This window comes from Thalassobaculum sp. OXR-137 (assembly GCF_034377285.1).
Taxonomy (GTDB): domain Bacteria; phylum Pseudomonadota; class Alphaproteobacteria; order Thalassobaculales; family Thalassobaculaceae; genus Thalassobaculum.
The window spans coordinates 2,214,783-2,228,203 of the sequence record NZ_CP139715.1 but is presented as its reverse complement, the minus strand read 5'-3'; the positions used below and the strand labels follow the sequence as shown (position 1 = coordinate 2,228,203).

Sequence of the window (13,421 nt, the reverse complement as noted above, 5' to 3'; positions counted from 1 at the left end):
GTGATCAGACGTTGAAGCGGAAATGGAAGACGTCGCCATCCTGCACCACGTATTCGGAGCCTTCCACCCGCATCTTGCCGGCGTCCTTGGCCCCCTGCTCGCCGCCGGTGGCGACGTAATCGGTGTAGGAGATGGTCTCCGCCCGGATGAAGCCGCGCTGGAAGTCGGTATGGATCTCGCCGGCGGCCTCCGGCGCCTTCGCACCCCGGCGCACGGTCCAGGCGCGTGCCTCCTTCGGGCCGACGGTGAAGAAGGTCAGCAGGTCGAGCAGCTTGTAGCCGGCGCGGATCAGCTTGGTCAGGCCAGGCTCGTCCAGCTCCAGGCTGTCCAGGAACTCCCGCTTCTCCTCGGGATCGGTGAGCTGGGCAATCTCGGCCTCGATGGCGGCGGAGATCACCACGGCCTCGGCCCCGTCAGCCGCCGCCTTCTCCGCCACCTTGGCGGACAGGGCATTGCCGGAGCCGGCATTCTCTTCCTCGACGTTGCACACGTAGAGGACCGGCTTGGCGGAGAGGAGCTGCATCTGCTTGAACAGCCGGGTCTCCTCGGCATCCAGATCGGCCAGCATGACCCGGGCCGGCTTACCGTCGCGCAGCAGCTCGACCGCCTTCTGCGCCAGCGGCATCAGCGCCTTGGCTTCCTTGTCCTGGCCGCGCACCCGCTTCTCCAGCGCCACGATGCGCTTCTCCAGGCTTTCCAGATCGGCCAGCATCAGCTCGGTCTCGACCGTCTCGGCGTCGCGGATCGGATCGACCGAGCCGTCCACATGGGTCACGTCGCCCTCGAAGCAGCGCAGCACATGGACGATGGCGTGGGTCTCGCGGATGTTGGCGAGGAACTGGTTGCCGAGCCCTTCGCCCTTGCTGGCACCCTTCACCAGGCCGGCGATGTCCACGAACTCGATCTGGGTCGGCAGGATCTTGGCCGACTTGGCGATGCGCGCCAGGTCGTCGAGACGCGGATCCGGTACCGCCACCCTGCCGGTATTCGGCTCGATGGTGCAGAACGGGTAGTTCGCCGCCTCGGCCGCCGCGGTGGCGGTCAGCGCGTTGAAAAGCGTCGACTTGCCGACGTTCGGCAGGCCGACGATGCCGCAGTTGAAGCCCATGGGCTCACGCTCCGTCGCTGGCTGGAGAGTCTTTCGGTGTATCGCTCGTGTTGTCCGGCGCGGGTTTAGCCGGTTTCGGCGGCGGGGGGAACACGGCATGGGCCACGCGGCTCATGAAGCGCGCCTCGTCGCCACGCGCCAGGGCCTCCACCTCGCGGGCCACCGCGTCGATCAGCGGCTCCAGCCAGGCCTTCTGCTCCGCCTTGGAGAAGTCGGAAAGCACGTAGCTGTGGACCTTGTTCTTGTCGCCCGGATGGCCGATTCCGAGCCGGACCCGGCGGTAGTTCTTGTCGATATGCCGGTCGATGTCGCGGATGCCGTTATGGCCGCCGGAGCCGCCGCCCTGCTTCAGCCGCATCTTGCCGGGGGTGAGGTCCAGTTCGTCGTAAAATACCGAGACGGCGTTGACCGGCAGCTTGAAGAACCGGACCGCCTCACCGACCGAGCGGCCACTTTCGTTCATGAAGGTCATCGGCTTCAGCACCATGACCTTCTCGCCGGCGATCACGCCCTCGCTGGCCAGGCCCTGGAATCGCGCGCGCCAGGGACCGAAACTGTAGCGGCGGGCGATCTCCTCGACCGCCATGAAGCCGATATTGTGCCGGTTGCCTTCGTATTTCGGACCTGGATTGCCGAGGCCGACGAACAGCAGCATGGGGGAACCTCGCGCGTCTCAGAAGTCGGGCAGGTGATGCCATCCACAGGCCGAAAATGCCAGCGCCCGCGATCCGGGGTCTGGATCGCGGGCGCCGAAGATCGTGCGAAAGGACGCGGAGATCAGTTCTCCTCGCCGTCCTCCTCGCCTTCGCCCTCGCCCTCGTCCTCGGCTTCTTCTTCAGCCTTGGACTCCTCGGCGGCGGCGGTCTCTTCGGCATCGGCCTCGGCGACGACAGTCGGCGACGCGATCGTGGCGACGGTGAAGTCGCGATCGTCGATGACCGGGGTCGCACCTTCCGGCAGCGTGATGGCGGAGATGTGCACGGAGTCGCCGATGGCGAGCCCGGTCAGATCGACGACCAGCTTTTCCGGAATGTTGTCGGCGCGGCAGTTCATCTCGACGGTGTGGCGCACGACGTTCAGCACGCCGCCACGCTTCAGGCCCGGGGCCTTGTCTTCGTTGATGAACTCGACCGGAACGTCGACGGTCAGCTCGCTGGTGGCCGACACGCGCAGGAAGTCGACATGCCAGGCGAAGTCGCTGACCGGGTGCTGCTGCAGATCGCGCGGCAGGACGCGGTGGCTCTCACCGGCGACCTTCAGGTCGATCAGGTGCGAGAAGAATCCCGGCTTGTTCAGCAGCTTGTCGAGTTCCCGCTTCTCGATCTGAATCGGCAGCGGATCTTTCTTATCGCCGTAGATAACGGCGGGAACGAACCCCTCGCGACGCGCAGCCCGGGCGGACCCCTTACCGACCCGATCGCGCACGCTGGCGTTCAACGTGGCAACGTCAGCCATGCTTATCTCCTGTGAAAAGCCCGGCCTCCAGGGGTGCCGGGCGGATAGGGCGCGGCGTATACCGCGAATCCTGGCGCGGCGCCACCCAAAAGCGGCGCCGCCCTCGTCTCAGCCACTCAGTTGAACAGGCTGGAGACCGAACGCTCTTCGCTGATCCGCTGGATCGCCTCGCCCAGCAGCGGGGCGACGGTCAGCTTGCGGATGTTGTGCGCCACCCGCACCGCCTCGGTCGCCTGGATCGAATCCGTGGTGACCAGGGAGGTCAGCGGCGACGAGGTCACGCGGGCCACGGCGCCGCCGGACAGCACGCCGTGGGTGATATAGGCGTCGGCGGAGATCGCACCGGCCTGGATCAGCGCCTCGGCGGCGTTGCACAGCGTGCCGCCGCTGTCGACGATGTCGTCCACCAGCACGCAGCGCCGGCCGTCCACGTCGCCGATGATGTTCATCACCTCCGACACGCCGGCGCGCTCGCGCCGCTTGTCGATGATGGCGAGGTCGGCATGGATGCGGCTGGCGACCGCGCGGGCACGGACCACGCCGCCGACATCCGGAGAGACCACGACCAGCTTCTCGTCGCCGTAGCGCGCCTTGATGTCGTCGATGAACACCGGGGCGGCGAACAGATTGTCGGTCGGGATGTCGAAGAAGCCCTGGATCTGACCGGCATGCAGGTCGATCGTCAGGACGCGGTCGGCGCCAGCCTTGGTGATCAGGTTGGCGACCAGCTTGGCGGAGATCGGCGTGCGCGGGCCGGACTTACGGTCCTGGCGGGCATAGCCGTAGTACGGGATGACCGCGGTGATGCGGCGGGCCGAGCTGCGGCGCAGGGCGTCCAGCGTGACCAGCAGTTCCATCAGGTTGTCGTTCGCCGGATAGCTCGTTGACTGCACCACGAACACGTCCTCGCCGCGGATGTTCTCCTGGATCTCGACGAAGACCTCCATGTCGGAGAACCGTCGGATATCCGCCTTGGTCAGCGGCAGGTTCAGATAGGCGGAAATGGCCTCGGCCAGGGGCCTGTTGGAATTGCAGGCCAGGATCTTCGGGGCGCGTGTCGACATGAACCAACCGGCGATGTAGCGGGCGGGGCGGAAAGGCTCCCGGGAAAAGAGGCGCGACCTTACCCAGCGTCATCCCGGCCCGCAAGTTAGAAGTCGGTTCGATTACATCGGCTGATCGGCGGCGGCCGGCGCGTTAACCACGCGGGCCCCCGGTATGAAGGTATTTGCCATCTCCTCGGCCCGGGAGAGATAGGTGTCCAGCGCCTTCATCGTCACGGCCATGTCGGGGCTGTCGTCGGTGCGCCAAACGCGCAAAGTCGCCATCCAGACCACGGCGAGACCCTTCACCTTCAGCGGGCCGAAGGGCGGACGAGTGCGTTCGCCGACCGCCTCCAGGGTGCGGGCCATCGACCGGCCGAGGCTCGGCAGGCTGGCAAGAGCGGTGCCCGGATCGCGCGGCAGGCCGTCGAGGATCGACAGGAACGCCTCCCGGTTCGCCGCGACCACGTCGAGCCGCGCCATCAGCGCCTCGAACAGGCGGTCCCGTACGGGAATCGCCGGATCGGTGGCGTCCTCGTCCAGGGCGGCCATCATCCCGGCATCGACCCGGCCGGAGATCGCCGCCAGCAGCCCCGCCTTGCAGCGCAGGGTCCGGCGCGCCGTCAGCGGGTCGAGACCAGCCCGCGCCGCCGCACCGGCCAGAGTCACCGACCGCCAGCTCTCGGTGGCGGCCATCTCAAGGGCCGCGTCGACCAGCAGGTCGGTGGCCGTCGCGGGTTCGCCCGCCATGTCGCTTGCGTCCGTCATACCGATGGATATGCCCCCTCGCGCCCCATCATCAAGACGGCCGCATCAAGAAGCCGGCCGGCGGGATCAGCCGGCGAGCTCCTTCGACCGCGCGGTGGCGGCGGCGATGGCCTTGTCGAAGATCGGCTGGATACCGGTGCCCTCGGCCATCAGCACCTTGAGCGCCTCGGCCGTGGTGCCGCCGGGGCTGGTCACGTTGATCCGGAGCTGGGAGGCCTCCTCCGAGGACCGCCGGGCAAGTTCGCCCGATCCCGACACCGTCGCCCGAGCCAGGCGCATGGCCATCTCTTCGGGCAGGCCCGCCTTCACGCCGGCGGCCGCCAGGGTCTCGATCAGCAGGAAGACATAGGCCGGCCCGCCACCGGACAGGGCGGTCACCGCGTCGATCTGGTCCTCGGTCTCGGCCTCGACCGCCTCGCCGACCGCTTCCAGCAGCCGGTGGGCCTGGGCCTTCTGCGCCTCGCTCACATGGTCGTTGGCAACATAGGCGGTGATGCCCCGCCCGACCGCCGCCGGGGTGTTCGGCATGGCGCGCACGATCGGCGCGGCGGCGCCCAGCTTGTTCTCGAAATAGCCGATTGTCTTGCCCGCGGCGATCGACAGGAAATAGGCGCCCGAGCCGCCGAGTTTCGCCAGCGGCACCAGGGCGTCGTCCATCATCTGCGGCTTCACCGCCAGGATCACCACGCTGGGGGTCAGGTCGCCGGGCAGGTCTTCGGCCGCCGCATAGACGGTCACCCCGTCGCGCTTGGCCAGATCGCCCATGGCCTCGGCATGGGGTTCGACGACATGCACGCCGCCGGCCGCTTCTCCGCTCTCCAGCCAGCCGGCCAGCATCGCTCCGCCCATCTTGCCGCAGCCGATGAGCACCAGGGGTTTGGTCATTTCCTCAGCCTTTTCTTGTCAGCCTCCGCTTCGGAGAGGCTGTCAGGCTTCTCCGGCGACGTCGAGCATGGAGGCGGCGACCGCCTCCTCCGCCGTCTTACCGCCCCAGATCACGAACTGGAAGGCCGGGAAGAACCGCTCGGCCTCGCTGAGGGCGACCTCGACCAGATCCTCCATCTGCTCCACCGACACGCCGCCGGTCCCGCGCACGAGCAGCGTATGCCGGTACATCGGCACGCCGTCGTCGGAGCCGAGGTCGAAATGGCCGAGCCAGAGCTTCTCGTTCAGCAGGGTGAGCAGCACGCAGACCTCGCGCCGCTTCTCCGCCGGGACCTTGCTTTCCAGCAGGCAGGAGAAGTGCAGCGCGCCGAGATCCTCCTGCCACAGGAAGTACAGTCGGTAGTCGCACCAGCGGCCGGAGATCTCCACGGCCATTTCGTCGGAGCCGGCCCGGTCGAAGGCCCATTCGTTGGCCCCGACCAGTTCCTCGAGCAGATCTAGCGGATTTTGATGGACGACGGTGGAATCGACATAGGTGACCGACATGTCGGGATGTTCCCCCTTTGGCGCGCTGACCGGCGCGTCGGGGCGGCCCGGGGTCGGGAGAGATCGACCGACAATCTGCTCAGGTCGGCCACATCATGTGGTGTGGGCCGCCGAATCACCACAAGGAATAGCCTCACAAACTGGTGACGCCCATTCAACACAAGATTTTGCGTCAGCGAGATGCTTCACACGCGATATTCAGCGCCTGTCGGAAGTCATTGAAATCGGGGACTTCCCTGCCGGGAGTTCTGAAACGCCGCACGGGGGCCGGTTTCCCGCAGGTGCGAAAGCCCCGTCGGGAGTTGGCCGAATCACTCGTCTTTGGGCGGTGTCTCGTCGGTCTTTGTCTTCCGCGTCGCCGTGCGCCGGGTGGCCGTGGTGGTGGTCGCCCGCCGGCGGTCGCCGCTCGCCGCCTTGCGCTTCGTGGCGGTCTTCTTGGCCTCGCCGAGCTTGGCTTCGAGGTCGGCGATGCGCGCCTGCAGGTCGGCCTGCTCGCGCCGCGCTTTGAGGGCCATCGCCTCGACCGCCTCGAACTCCTCGCGGGTGACGAGATCGCGGTCGGCCAGGAAGCGCTCGAACTGCTGATGGACGAGCTGCTCGATTTCGGCGCGGACGCCGGCGGCGGCGCTGAGCGCCCCGTTGGCCACACGGGCCAGATCGTCGAACAAACGGCTGCGGGTCTGCATGGCTCACCTCCTGGACCATGTGGATATGTCATCGCTGCGGCGCGGGATCAAGGATGGGGTTGTTCGGTGTCCGCCGTCCTCGCTCTTTCACGTCATCCCGGACGGCCCCGGGCTCGACCCGGGGGCGGGCCGGGACCGTGCCTCGCCCCATGGGTCCCGGCCCGAGCCCGGATCGGGTCCGGTCTCGTCCGGGATGACGGAATAAGAGGGTATAGAGAGGGTGCAAACCGTTGGGTCGCGGGAACGCTTCGTGTAGCTTGGGGCCGATTCAGATCCGTCCGTTCGGGAGCCCATCCAAGCCATGATCATCGTCACCGGCGGCGCCGGTTTCATCGGGTCCAACCTCGTCGCCGGCCTTGAGGAGGCGGTGGGCGGGGACATCGTCGTGGTCGACCGCCTAGGCACCGACGACAAGTGGCGCAACATCGCCAAGCGCGACCTGGCCGCCATCGTGCCGCCGGAAGATTTCTTCGACTTCCTCAACGACCATCGCGGCGACGTGGAGGCGATCTTCCACCTGGGCGCCATCTCGGCGACCACCGAGCGCGACGCCGACCTGATCGTGCGCGAGAACATCACCCTGCCGACCCGGCTCTGGCATTGGTGCGCGGAGACCCGCACCCGGCTGATCTACGCCTCCTCGGCCGCTACCTATGGGGACGGCGCCGCCGGGTTCGAAGATGACGACAGCCCGGAAGGCCTTTCCACCCTGCGGCCGATGAACGCCTATGGCTGGTCCAAGCACGCCTTCGACCGGCAGGCGGTGAAGATGGCGGCGGCCGGGGTGCACCCGCCGCAATGGGTCGGGCTCAAGTTCTTCAACGTCTACGGCCCGAACGAGTACCACAAGGGGACGATGAAGAGCGTGATCGCCCAGATCACCCCGAAGATCGCCGCCGGCGAGAGCGCCAAGCTCTTCACCTCCCACAACCCGGACTATCCCGACGGCGGGCAGCTCCGCGACTTCGTCTATGTGGACGACTGCGTGCGGGTGATGCTGTGGCTGCTGGAGACGCCGCATGTGAATGGCATCTTCAACCTAGGCACCGGCTCGGCCCGCAGCTTCGCCGACCTCGCCCGCGCGGTGTTCTCGGCCCTCGGTCAGGAGGAGCGGATCGAGTTCATCGAGATGCCCGAGGCGATCCGCGACCGCTACCAATACTTCACCCAGGCGCGCATGGACCGGCTGCGCGAGGCCGGCTATCCGGAGCAGTTCACCTCCCTGGAGGAAGGCGTGCGGCGCTACGTGAAGGGCTTCCTCACCTCCGACGACCCGTACCGCTGAGCGCCGGGGAGCGGGCGGATGCGGCTGCTGGCGATCTCCGACCTGCATCTGGCGGGGACGGTCAACCGCGAGGCGCTGGACGCCCTGCCGCCGCATCGCGACGACTGGCTGATCGTCGCCGGCGACGTGGCCGAGCGGATCGACATGGTGGCCGACGCCCTGGCGCTGCTGGCCGACCGGTTCGCCCAGGTGATCTGGGTGCCCGGCAATCACGAGCTGTGGTCGCGGCCGAGCTCCGACGAGCCCGTCGGGGTGGCGCGCTACGAGGCGCTGGTCGCCCGCGCCCGGTCGCTCGGCGTGCTCACCCCGGAGGACCCCTACCCGCTGTGGCCCGGTCCGGTCCCGCGCGGGGTCGGCCGGCTGGCCATCGCGCCGATGTTCCTGCTCTACGACTACAGCTTCCGGCCGGCGGACGTACCGCTCGAGTCGGTGGTCGAATGGGCGGAGGAGACCCACAACGTCTGCAGCGACGAGATCCTGCTGTCGCCGCTCCCCTATGACAGCCGCATCGCCTGGTGCCACGCACGGCTCGCCGAGACCGAGCGGCGCCTGCGGGCGGAAATCCCCGCCGGCACCCGCCCCGTGCTGGTGAACCACTGGCCGCTGCGCCACGACCTGGTGCGCATCCCGCGGGTGCCGCGCTTCACCCCCTGGTGCGGCACTGTCCTGACCGAGGACTGGCACACCCGCTTCGACGCCTATGCGGTCGTCACCGGCCATCTGCACACGAGGCGCACCGACATGCGCGGCGACACCCGCTTCGAGGAGGTGTCGCTCGGCTATCCCCGGCAGTGGGACCACAGCCGCGGCATCGAGCCCTACCTGCGCACGATCGTCGGCTGACACGGGGCCCGGCGTTTCCGTGGCTTGGCGGGACGCAGGTGCCCGCGATAGGCTCGGACACAAACCCACCAAAGATCGACGTCCAATCGAGACGCCCGGAGGAAAAGTCAGATGAAGATGCGTGCCTGCGTCCTGCGCGAGATCGGGGCACCGATGCCCTATGCCAAGAGCGTTCCCCTCGCCATCGAGGAGGTGGAACTGGATCCGCCGGGTTCGGGCGAGCTGCTGGTCAAGATCATCGGCGCCGGTCTCTGCCATTCGGACCTGTCCGTGATGAACGGATCGCGCCCCCGCCCGCTGCCGGTCGTGCTCGGCCACGAGGGCGCCGGCGAAGTGGTCGAAGTCGGCCCGGGCATCCGCGACATCAAGGTCGGCGACCCGGTCGTCTTCCAGTTCTCCGCCTCCTGCGGCCGCTGCATCCGCTGCCAGGAAGGCCGGCCGCAGATCTGCGAGACCCACGCCATCGCCCGCGCCAAGGGCGACCTGATGGGCGGCGGCAAGCGCCTGAAGGATTCCAAGGGCAACCCGATCAATCACCAGACCGGCGTGTCCTGCTTCGCCGAATACGCCGTGGTCGACCGGGGATCGGTGGTGAAGATCGACAGCGACATCCCGCTGGAGACCGCCGCCATCTTCGGCTGCGCGGTGATGACCGGCGTCGGGGCCGCCCTGAACGCCGCCCGCGTCGCACCGGGCGACAAGGTCGCCGTGATCGGCCTCGGCGGTGTCGGCTTCTCCGCCATGCTCGGCGCCATTCTCGGCGGCGCGGCGCAGGTGATCGCGGTGGACATCAACCCGGCCAAGCTCGGCCTCGCCCGCCAGCTCGGCGCCCATCACACCATCGACGCCCGCGAGCCCGACCATGTCCAGCAGATCAAGGACCTGACCGGCGGCGGCGTGGACGTCTCGCTGGAAGGGGCCGGCGTGATTCCGGCGCTGAAGACCGGCTACGACATCCTGAAGACCGGCGGCCAGCTCGTGACGGTTGGCCTGTCGCCCCAGGGCGAGGACTTCCCGATCCCGGCGGCCGATCTGGTCAGCCGCGAGATCGCGGTGCGCGGCAGCTACATGGGCTCCTGCGTGCCGGTGCGCGACATCCCGAAATATCTGGAGGCCTTCCGCCAGGGCCGCCTGCCCGTGGATCAGCTCATCGGCGAGCATGTGGGCTTCGACGGGGTGAATGCCGGCTTCGACAAGCTGGTGTCCGGCGAAGCGGTGCGCCAGATCCTCACACCCCATGCCGGCTGACGGCTGAACTAGGGCCGGGCCGGGTCGGAAGGATCCGGCTCGGCCGTCCCACCGACTGTCAGCGCTGGACGCTCGGCACGTTGCCCACCAGCAGCCGGTCGACCACGCCCTCGTCGTTCACGAAGGGCAGGATCAGCCGTTGCCACTGGGCGTAGAACTGGTCGAGGCGGGCGCGGTGGAACGAAAACAGCGGCTCGCGCCGGATGCAGACCGCCCGATACGTCGCCACGAAATACGCCGCGACCGACGGCGAGGGCACGTCCCAGACCCGCTTCCCGGTCATCTCGAACCGCGAATAGTCGACGATGCGGGAGCCGTAGACCCGGTACAGGAAGTCCGTCTCCCCGTCCTGCGGTTCCATCAGCATGAGGTAGCCGAGCGCCGGCTTCAGATCCAGGGCGTCGATCTCCCGGGAGCGAGGCAGGTCGTCTCCGCGCTTCCGGTCGAGCCAGTATCGCCGGAGGAAGATCAGCACCTCGTCCGCAAGCTGCTCCTCGCTCGGGGACCAGAGCAGGGCCGGCGGTTCGGTATGGATGCCCTCGAACAGCCGCTCGAGCGGCGCGAAGTCGGCCGCCACCAGCCCGTCCGCCACGAGAACGGCTTCGCGGCGCATGTCCAACGCCGGCCGGTCTCCAACGAACGCGCCGGGCCAACTGTCCCGCAACGCCTGGATTGAATTCTGCTCTCGAAACGCCACCGCTCTACCTGCTCAAGCCGCGACACTTGGCGATGCCTGCGCCGTCCCTCTGCGCCAACTCCACCCAATCCCGCTCTCATCGAATGTCTAGAATTTTATGTATGTTGATCTACATTTTTGAAAGTTAATACCGATTGATGAAGAAACCGTTAGCCCCGTCTTCGCGATCGGCCGACGGCGCTGGAAACGCCGCCGGCCGTCCGGATCACCAGGTCAGACGCAGCCCCGCATAGACCGCGCGGCCGACACCCGGCTCGTACAGGGCCGACGTGTCACTGGCCGTCGCCGCCACGCTGGTGGTCGCGATGTATTTCTCATCGGTCAGGTTGCGGGCATCGACGAAGAACGACAGGTGCTCCGAATACGCGTACCCGGCCTTGAAGCCGAGCAGCGCATAGGCCTCGGTATCCCGGGAGTTCTCGTTGTCGACGTAATAGGCCTGCGGCACCCATTCCACGTTCGGGCCGGCATAGAAGCCGTGCGGGCTCTTGTAGAGCAGCTCCGCCCGCAGGAAATGCCGCGGCGCGCCGGGCAGGTCGTTGTCGCCGTAGGTTGGATCACCGTCGAAGCGGAAATCGCTGAACGTGTACGCCGTGTTGATCCACAACCGGTCCGGGTTCGGCCCGTCGGTGAACAGCCCCTTGACCGGGGCCCAACCGACCGCCGCCTCGATGCCCTGGTGGATCGTCTCGTCGGCATTCACCACCCGGTAGTTGCCGCCGCCCAGATCGAAGTACTGGTACTCGTTCTCCAGATGCGAACGGTATACCGCCAGGTCCCAGGTGAAATCCTCCCGCTCACCGCGGGTGCCGATCTCGAAGGTCGTGGCGTATTGCGGCTTGATGTCCAGCAGGGTGGTGCCGGAGGCGAAGCTCACCTCGCTGAAGGTCGGCGCCTCGCCGCTGCGCGACACATTGGTGAAGACCTGCCAGTCCGGATCGACCTGCCACAGCAGGCCGATCTTCGGGTTGAGGAAGGTGTAGTCCGCCTCGCCGGAGGTATCGGTGGCGTCGTCGACCTCGTCGACCCGCTCCCGGTTGGCATGGACGAGCTGGACGCCGGTCACCAGGGTCAGCCCGGTGGTCACCTCGAACCCGTTCTCCGCATAGCCGGTCACGTTCAGCGACCGATCCTCGGAGCCGGAAAGCAGCGCGCCCTTGCTGCCGCGGTTGTTCACATATTGCCGGTTGTCGAGCCAGCCGCCGAACGCGTTCACCCCGAAGGTCAGAGTGTTTCCATGACCGAACAGGGTGTGCTCGTTGGTCGCCCGGGCGAAGGCGCCGACATCGTTATAGGTGTAGTCGAGATACTGGTAGATCGGATGGACGAGCTGCTTGTTGATCGCATAGCCGCCGAACTCGGCCACCACATCGTCAAACTCCACCGTCGTCTTGTTGGCGAAGCGCACCGATTCCATGTTGCGCTGATAATCCAGCCGCAGGTTCCCTGCCGCGGCCGTCTTCGGATCGGTCAGTGCGGCGTGCTTGGTCACCGATCCCGGGATGTCCTGCTGGATATCGGTGACGTTCAGATAGAAGCGCGTCTCCGCACTGTCGCTCAGCCGCCAGCCGAAATTGCCCGACGCCCGCTTCGACTCGCCGCCGCTATGGTCGCGATAGCCGTCCTGGGTCAGGAACCCGCCGCTGACATAGCCGTCCACGTCGCCTTCGGCAGCACCGCTGCTGAGCTGCAGCCGGCGGAAGCCGAAGCTACCCACATCCAGGCGCCCGTCGGCCAAGCTGGCGTCATGGCCGCTGGGCGTGACGAAATTGACGGCCCCGCCCAGGGCATTGGCGCCATAGCGCAGCGCGTTGCCGCCCTTGTAGACCTCGACATAGCGATAGGCGGTCGGGTCGAGTTCCTGGAAGTCGGCGCTGCCGTCGGCGGCGTTCATCGGGATGCCGTCCTGGTAGAGATGGATGCCGCGCATGTGGAAGTTCCGCGACAGGCCGGAGCCGCGGATCGAGAGGCGGGAATCCTCACCCCATTTCGGCTGGATCAGGACGCCGGGCGTATAGTCCAGCATGTCCTTCAGGGTGGTGGCGGCGGTATCGCGCCAGGCGGTGTCTGGCACCACCTCGACGGCTCCCGGGATCTGTTCGATCCGGCGGGTGGCTTCCTTGGTGGAAGGGACGGTCAGGGACGGCTCGGCCGTGCCGGTGACGGTGATCCGCAGCATCTCAACCGGCTGGCTGGACTGCGCGAAAGCGGGGACGGCAACGGTGCACAGCAGGGCAGCGCACAACGCCGTCCGCATGCCCGGACGGGCAAGGGAGTACGACATGAATGTCTCCGAAAGGCTCGGAGCCCGGCGGCCGGGCGACGCGTCGCCGGCATGCCGCTCGGGCATCGGAAGAGAGATCGACCGGGCGTCGCGGAACGGCGCCAAACGGTCGACGGAACAGCCTTACACGGAGCGGGCGGGCGGAGCGCGGGGACCGAGCGGCGGGCCGAGAAGCAGCGCCTCGGGCGCCACACCTGCCCGCGCAACGGCGACGGGCCGCGAGACCGGTATCCAGCGCAGGGGAACCCCGAGCTGGTCCGGCAGCACCATCGCCTTGGCGATGACGGTCTGGAACGGGCAGTCGGGCGCGGTCGGGCCGTCGGCGGCGCCGTCCTCGGTTCCGGCAGGCCCCGCCTTTTCGGGTAGGACCGTGACGGTCTTGAGCCCCGTGGGGGTACAGACGACGATCTCGAACCGGCCGTCCTGCAGGGCCGCCGGGTCCGGCATATAGCCGACGGGGATGATCGCCCGCAGGGCGAACAGCACCAGCAGCAGGTGGGACAATGCCCCACCCGCTCGCAGCCAACCCCTTGAGTTGGCGTGACGACTCTGCCCAAGCCCCCGCTTCATGGG

General features: G+C 67.6%; 14 protein-coding genes. 3 read left to right on the top strand and 11 right to left on the bottom strand.

Going from position 1 to position 13,421, the window contains the following annotated elements; all coding sequences use genetic code 11:
• Positions 1–4 precede the first annotated feature (4 nt).
• From ychF to T8K17_RS10410, 8 genes are all read right to left on the bottom strand, one after another.
• A complete protein-coding gene (gene ychF / locus T8K17_RS10445) occupies positions 5–1,108 on the bottom strand; it encodes a redox-regulated ATPase YchF (protein ID WP_322334447.1) in 1,104 nt (367 codons plus the stop codon).
• 4 nt (positions 1,109–1,112) lie between these two features.
• Complete coding sequence (gene pth, locus T8K17_RS10440) at positions 1,113–1,763, bottom strand: aminoacyl-tRNA hydrolase (RefSeq protein WP_322334446.1); 651 nt, start codon at positions 1,761–1,763, stop codon at positions 1,113–1,115.
• A gap of 122 nt (positions 1,764–1,885) precedes the next feature.
• Positions 1,886–2,563 (bottom strand): 50S ribosomal protein L25/general stress protein Ctc, encoded by a 678-nt coding sequence (locus tag T8K17_RS10435; protein WP_322334445.1) that lies wholly within the window; start codon positions 2,561–2,563, stop codon positions 1,886–1,888.
• A gap of 116 nt (positions 2,564–2,679) precedes the next feature.
• Complete coding sequence (locus tag T8K17_RS10430; RefSeq protein WP_322334444.1) at positions 2,680–3,627, bottom strand: ribose-phosphate pyrophosphokinase; 948 nt, start codon at positions 3,625–3,627, stop codon at positions 2,680–2,682.
• A gap of 102 nt (positions 3,628–3,729) precedes the next feature.
• Complete coding sequence (locus T8K17_RS10425) at positions 3,730–4,356, bottom strand: hypothetical protein (protein ID WP_322334443.1); 627 nt, start codon at positions 4,354–4,356, stop codon at positions 3,730–3,732.
• Between the two features lie 84 nt (positions 4,357–4,440).
• Complete coding sequence (proC, locus tag T8K17_RS10420) at positions 4,441–5,259, bottom strand: pyrroline-5-carboxylate reductase (protein ID WP_322334442.1); 819 nt, start codon at positions 5,257–5,259, stop codon at positions 4,441–4,443.
• A 42-nt stretch (positions 5,260–5,301) separates the two neighbouring features.
• Positions 5,302–5,805: a YbjN domain-containing protein gene (locus T8K17_RS10415; protein WP_322334441.1), complete on the bottom strand. Its 504-nt coding sequence runs from the start codon at positions 5,803–5,805 to the stop codon at positions 5,302–5,304.
• 311 nt (positions 5,806–6,116) lie between these two features.
• Positions 6,117–6,491 carry an accessory factor UbiK family protein gene (locus T8K17_RS10410; RefSeq protein WP_322334440.1) on the bottom strand — a complete coding sequence of 125 codons (375 nt, stop codon included), beginning with the start codon at positions 6,489–6,491 and terminating at the stop codon, positions 6,117–6,119.
• Between the two features lie 301 nt (positions 6,492–6,792).
• Here T8K17_RS10410 and rfaD point away from each other — a divergent pair, with 301 nt between their 5' ends.
• From rfaD to T8K17_RS10395, 3 genes are all read left to right on the top strand, one after another.
• A complete protein-coding gene (gene rfaD / locus T8K17_RS10405) occupies positions 6,793–7,776 on the top strand; it encodes an ADP-glyceromanno-heptose 6-epimerase (protein WP_322334439.1) in 984 nt (327 codons plus the stop codon).
• An 18-nt stretch (positions 7,777–7,794) separates the two neighbouring features.
• Positions 7,795–8,619 (top strand): metallophosphoesterase, encoded by an 825-nt coding sequence (locus tag T8K17_RS10400; protein ID WP_322334438.1) that lies wholly within the window; start codon positions 7,795–7,797, stop codon positions 8,617–8,619.
• Positions 8,620–8,730: 111 nt separating this feature from the next.
• Positions 8,731–9,867, top strand: coding sequence for a zinc-dependent alcohol dehydrogenase family protein (locus T8K17_RS10395; protein ID WP_322334437.1), 1,137 nt, complete (start codon positions 8,731–8,733; stop codon positions 9,865–9,867).
• A gap of 58 nt (positions 9,868–9,925) precedes the next feature.
• On the opposite strand, the gene T8K17_RS10390 is transcribed toward T8K17_RS10395, so the two are convergent.
• The 3 genes from T8K17_RS10390 to T8K17_RS10380 form a co-directional block, all read right to left on the bottom strand.
• A complete protein-coding gene (locus tag T8K17_RS10390; RefSeq protein ID WP_322334436.1) occupies positions 9,926–10,480 on the bottom strand; it encodes a PAS domain-containing protein in 555 nt (184 codons plus the stop codon).
• Positions 10,481–10,769: 289 nt separating this feature from the next.
• Positions 10,770–12,848, bottom strand: coding sequence for a TonB-dependent receptor family protein (locus T8K17_RS10385; protein ID WP_322334435.1), 2,079 nt, complete (start codon positions 12,846–12,848; stop codon positions 10,770–10,772).
• A 123-nt stretch (positions 12,849–12,971) separates the two neighbouring features.
• A complete protein-coding gene (locus T8K17_RS10380) occupies positions 12,972–13,352 on the bottom strand; it encodes a hypothetical protein (RefSeq protein WP_322334434.1) in 381 nt (126 codons plus the stop codon).
• Positions 13,353–13,421 lie beyond the last annotated feature (69 nt).

Coding starts and splice junctions, on each gene's coding strand:
- T8K17_RS10400 (WP_322334438.1), top strand. CDS start 7,795: ATGCGGCTGCTGGCGATCTCCGACCTGCATCTGGCGGGGACGGTCAAC.
- T8K17_RS10395 (WP_322334437.1), top strand. CDS start 8,731: ATGAAGATGCGTGCCTGCGTCCTGCGCGAGATCGGGGCACCGATGCCC.
- pth (WP_322334446.1), bottom strand. CDS start 1,763: ATGCTGCTGTTCGTCGGCCTCGGCAATCCAGGTCCGAAATACGAAGGC.
- ychF (WP_322334447.1), bottom strand. CDS start 1,108: ATGGGCTTCAACTGCGGCATCGTCGGCCTGCCGAACGTCGGCAAGTCG.
- T8K17_RS10425 (WP_322334443.1), bottom strand. CDS start 4,356: ATGGCGGGCGAACCCGCGACGGCCACCGACCTGCTGGTCGACGCGGCC.
- T8K17_RS10385 (WP_322334435.1), bottom strand. CDS start 12,848: ATGTCGTACTCCCTTGCCCGTCCGGGCATGCGGACGGCGTTGTGCGCT.
- T8K17_RS10430 (WP_322334444.1), bottom strand. CDS start 3,627: ATGTCGACACGCGCCCCGAAGATCCTGGCCTGCAATTCCAACAGGCCC.
- T8K17_RS10435 (WP_322334445.1), bottom strand. CDS start 2,563: ATGGCTGACGTTGCCACGTTGAACGCCAGCGTGCGCGATCGGGTCGGT.
- T8K17_RS10390 (WP_322334436.1), bottom strand. CDS start 10,480: ATGCGCCGCGAAGCCGTTCTCGTGGCGGACGGGCTGGTGGCGGCCGAC.
- rfaD (WP_322334439.1), top strand. CDS start 6,793: ATGATCATCGTCACCGGCGGCGCCGGTTTCATCGGGTCCAACCTCGTC.
- T8K17_RS10410 (WP_322334440.1), bottom strand. CDS start 6,491: ATGCAGACCCGCAGCCGTTTGTTCGACGATCTGGCCCGTGTGGCCAAC.
- T8K17_RS10415 (WP_322334441.1), bottom strand. CDS start 5,805: ATGTCGGTCACCTATGTCGATTCCACCGTCGTCCATCAAAATCCGCTA.
- proC (WP_322334442.1), bottom strand. CDS start 5,259: ATGACCAAACCCCTGGTGCTCATCGGCTGCGGCAAGATGGGCGGAGCG.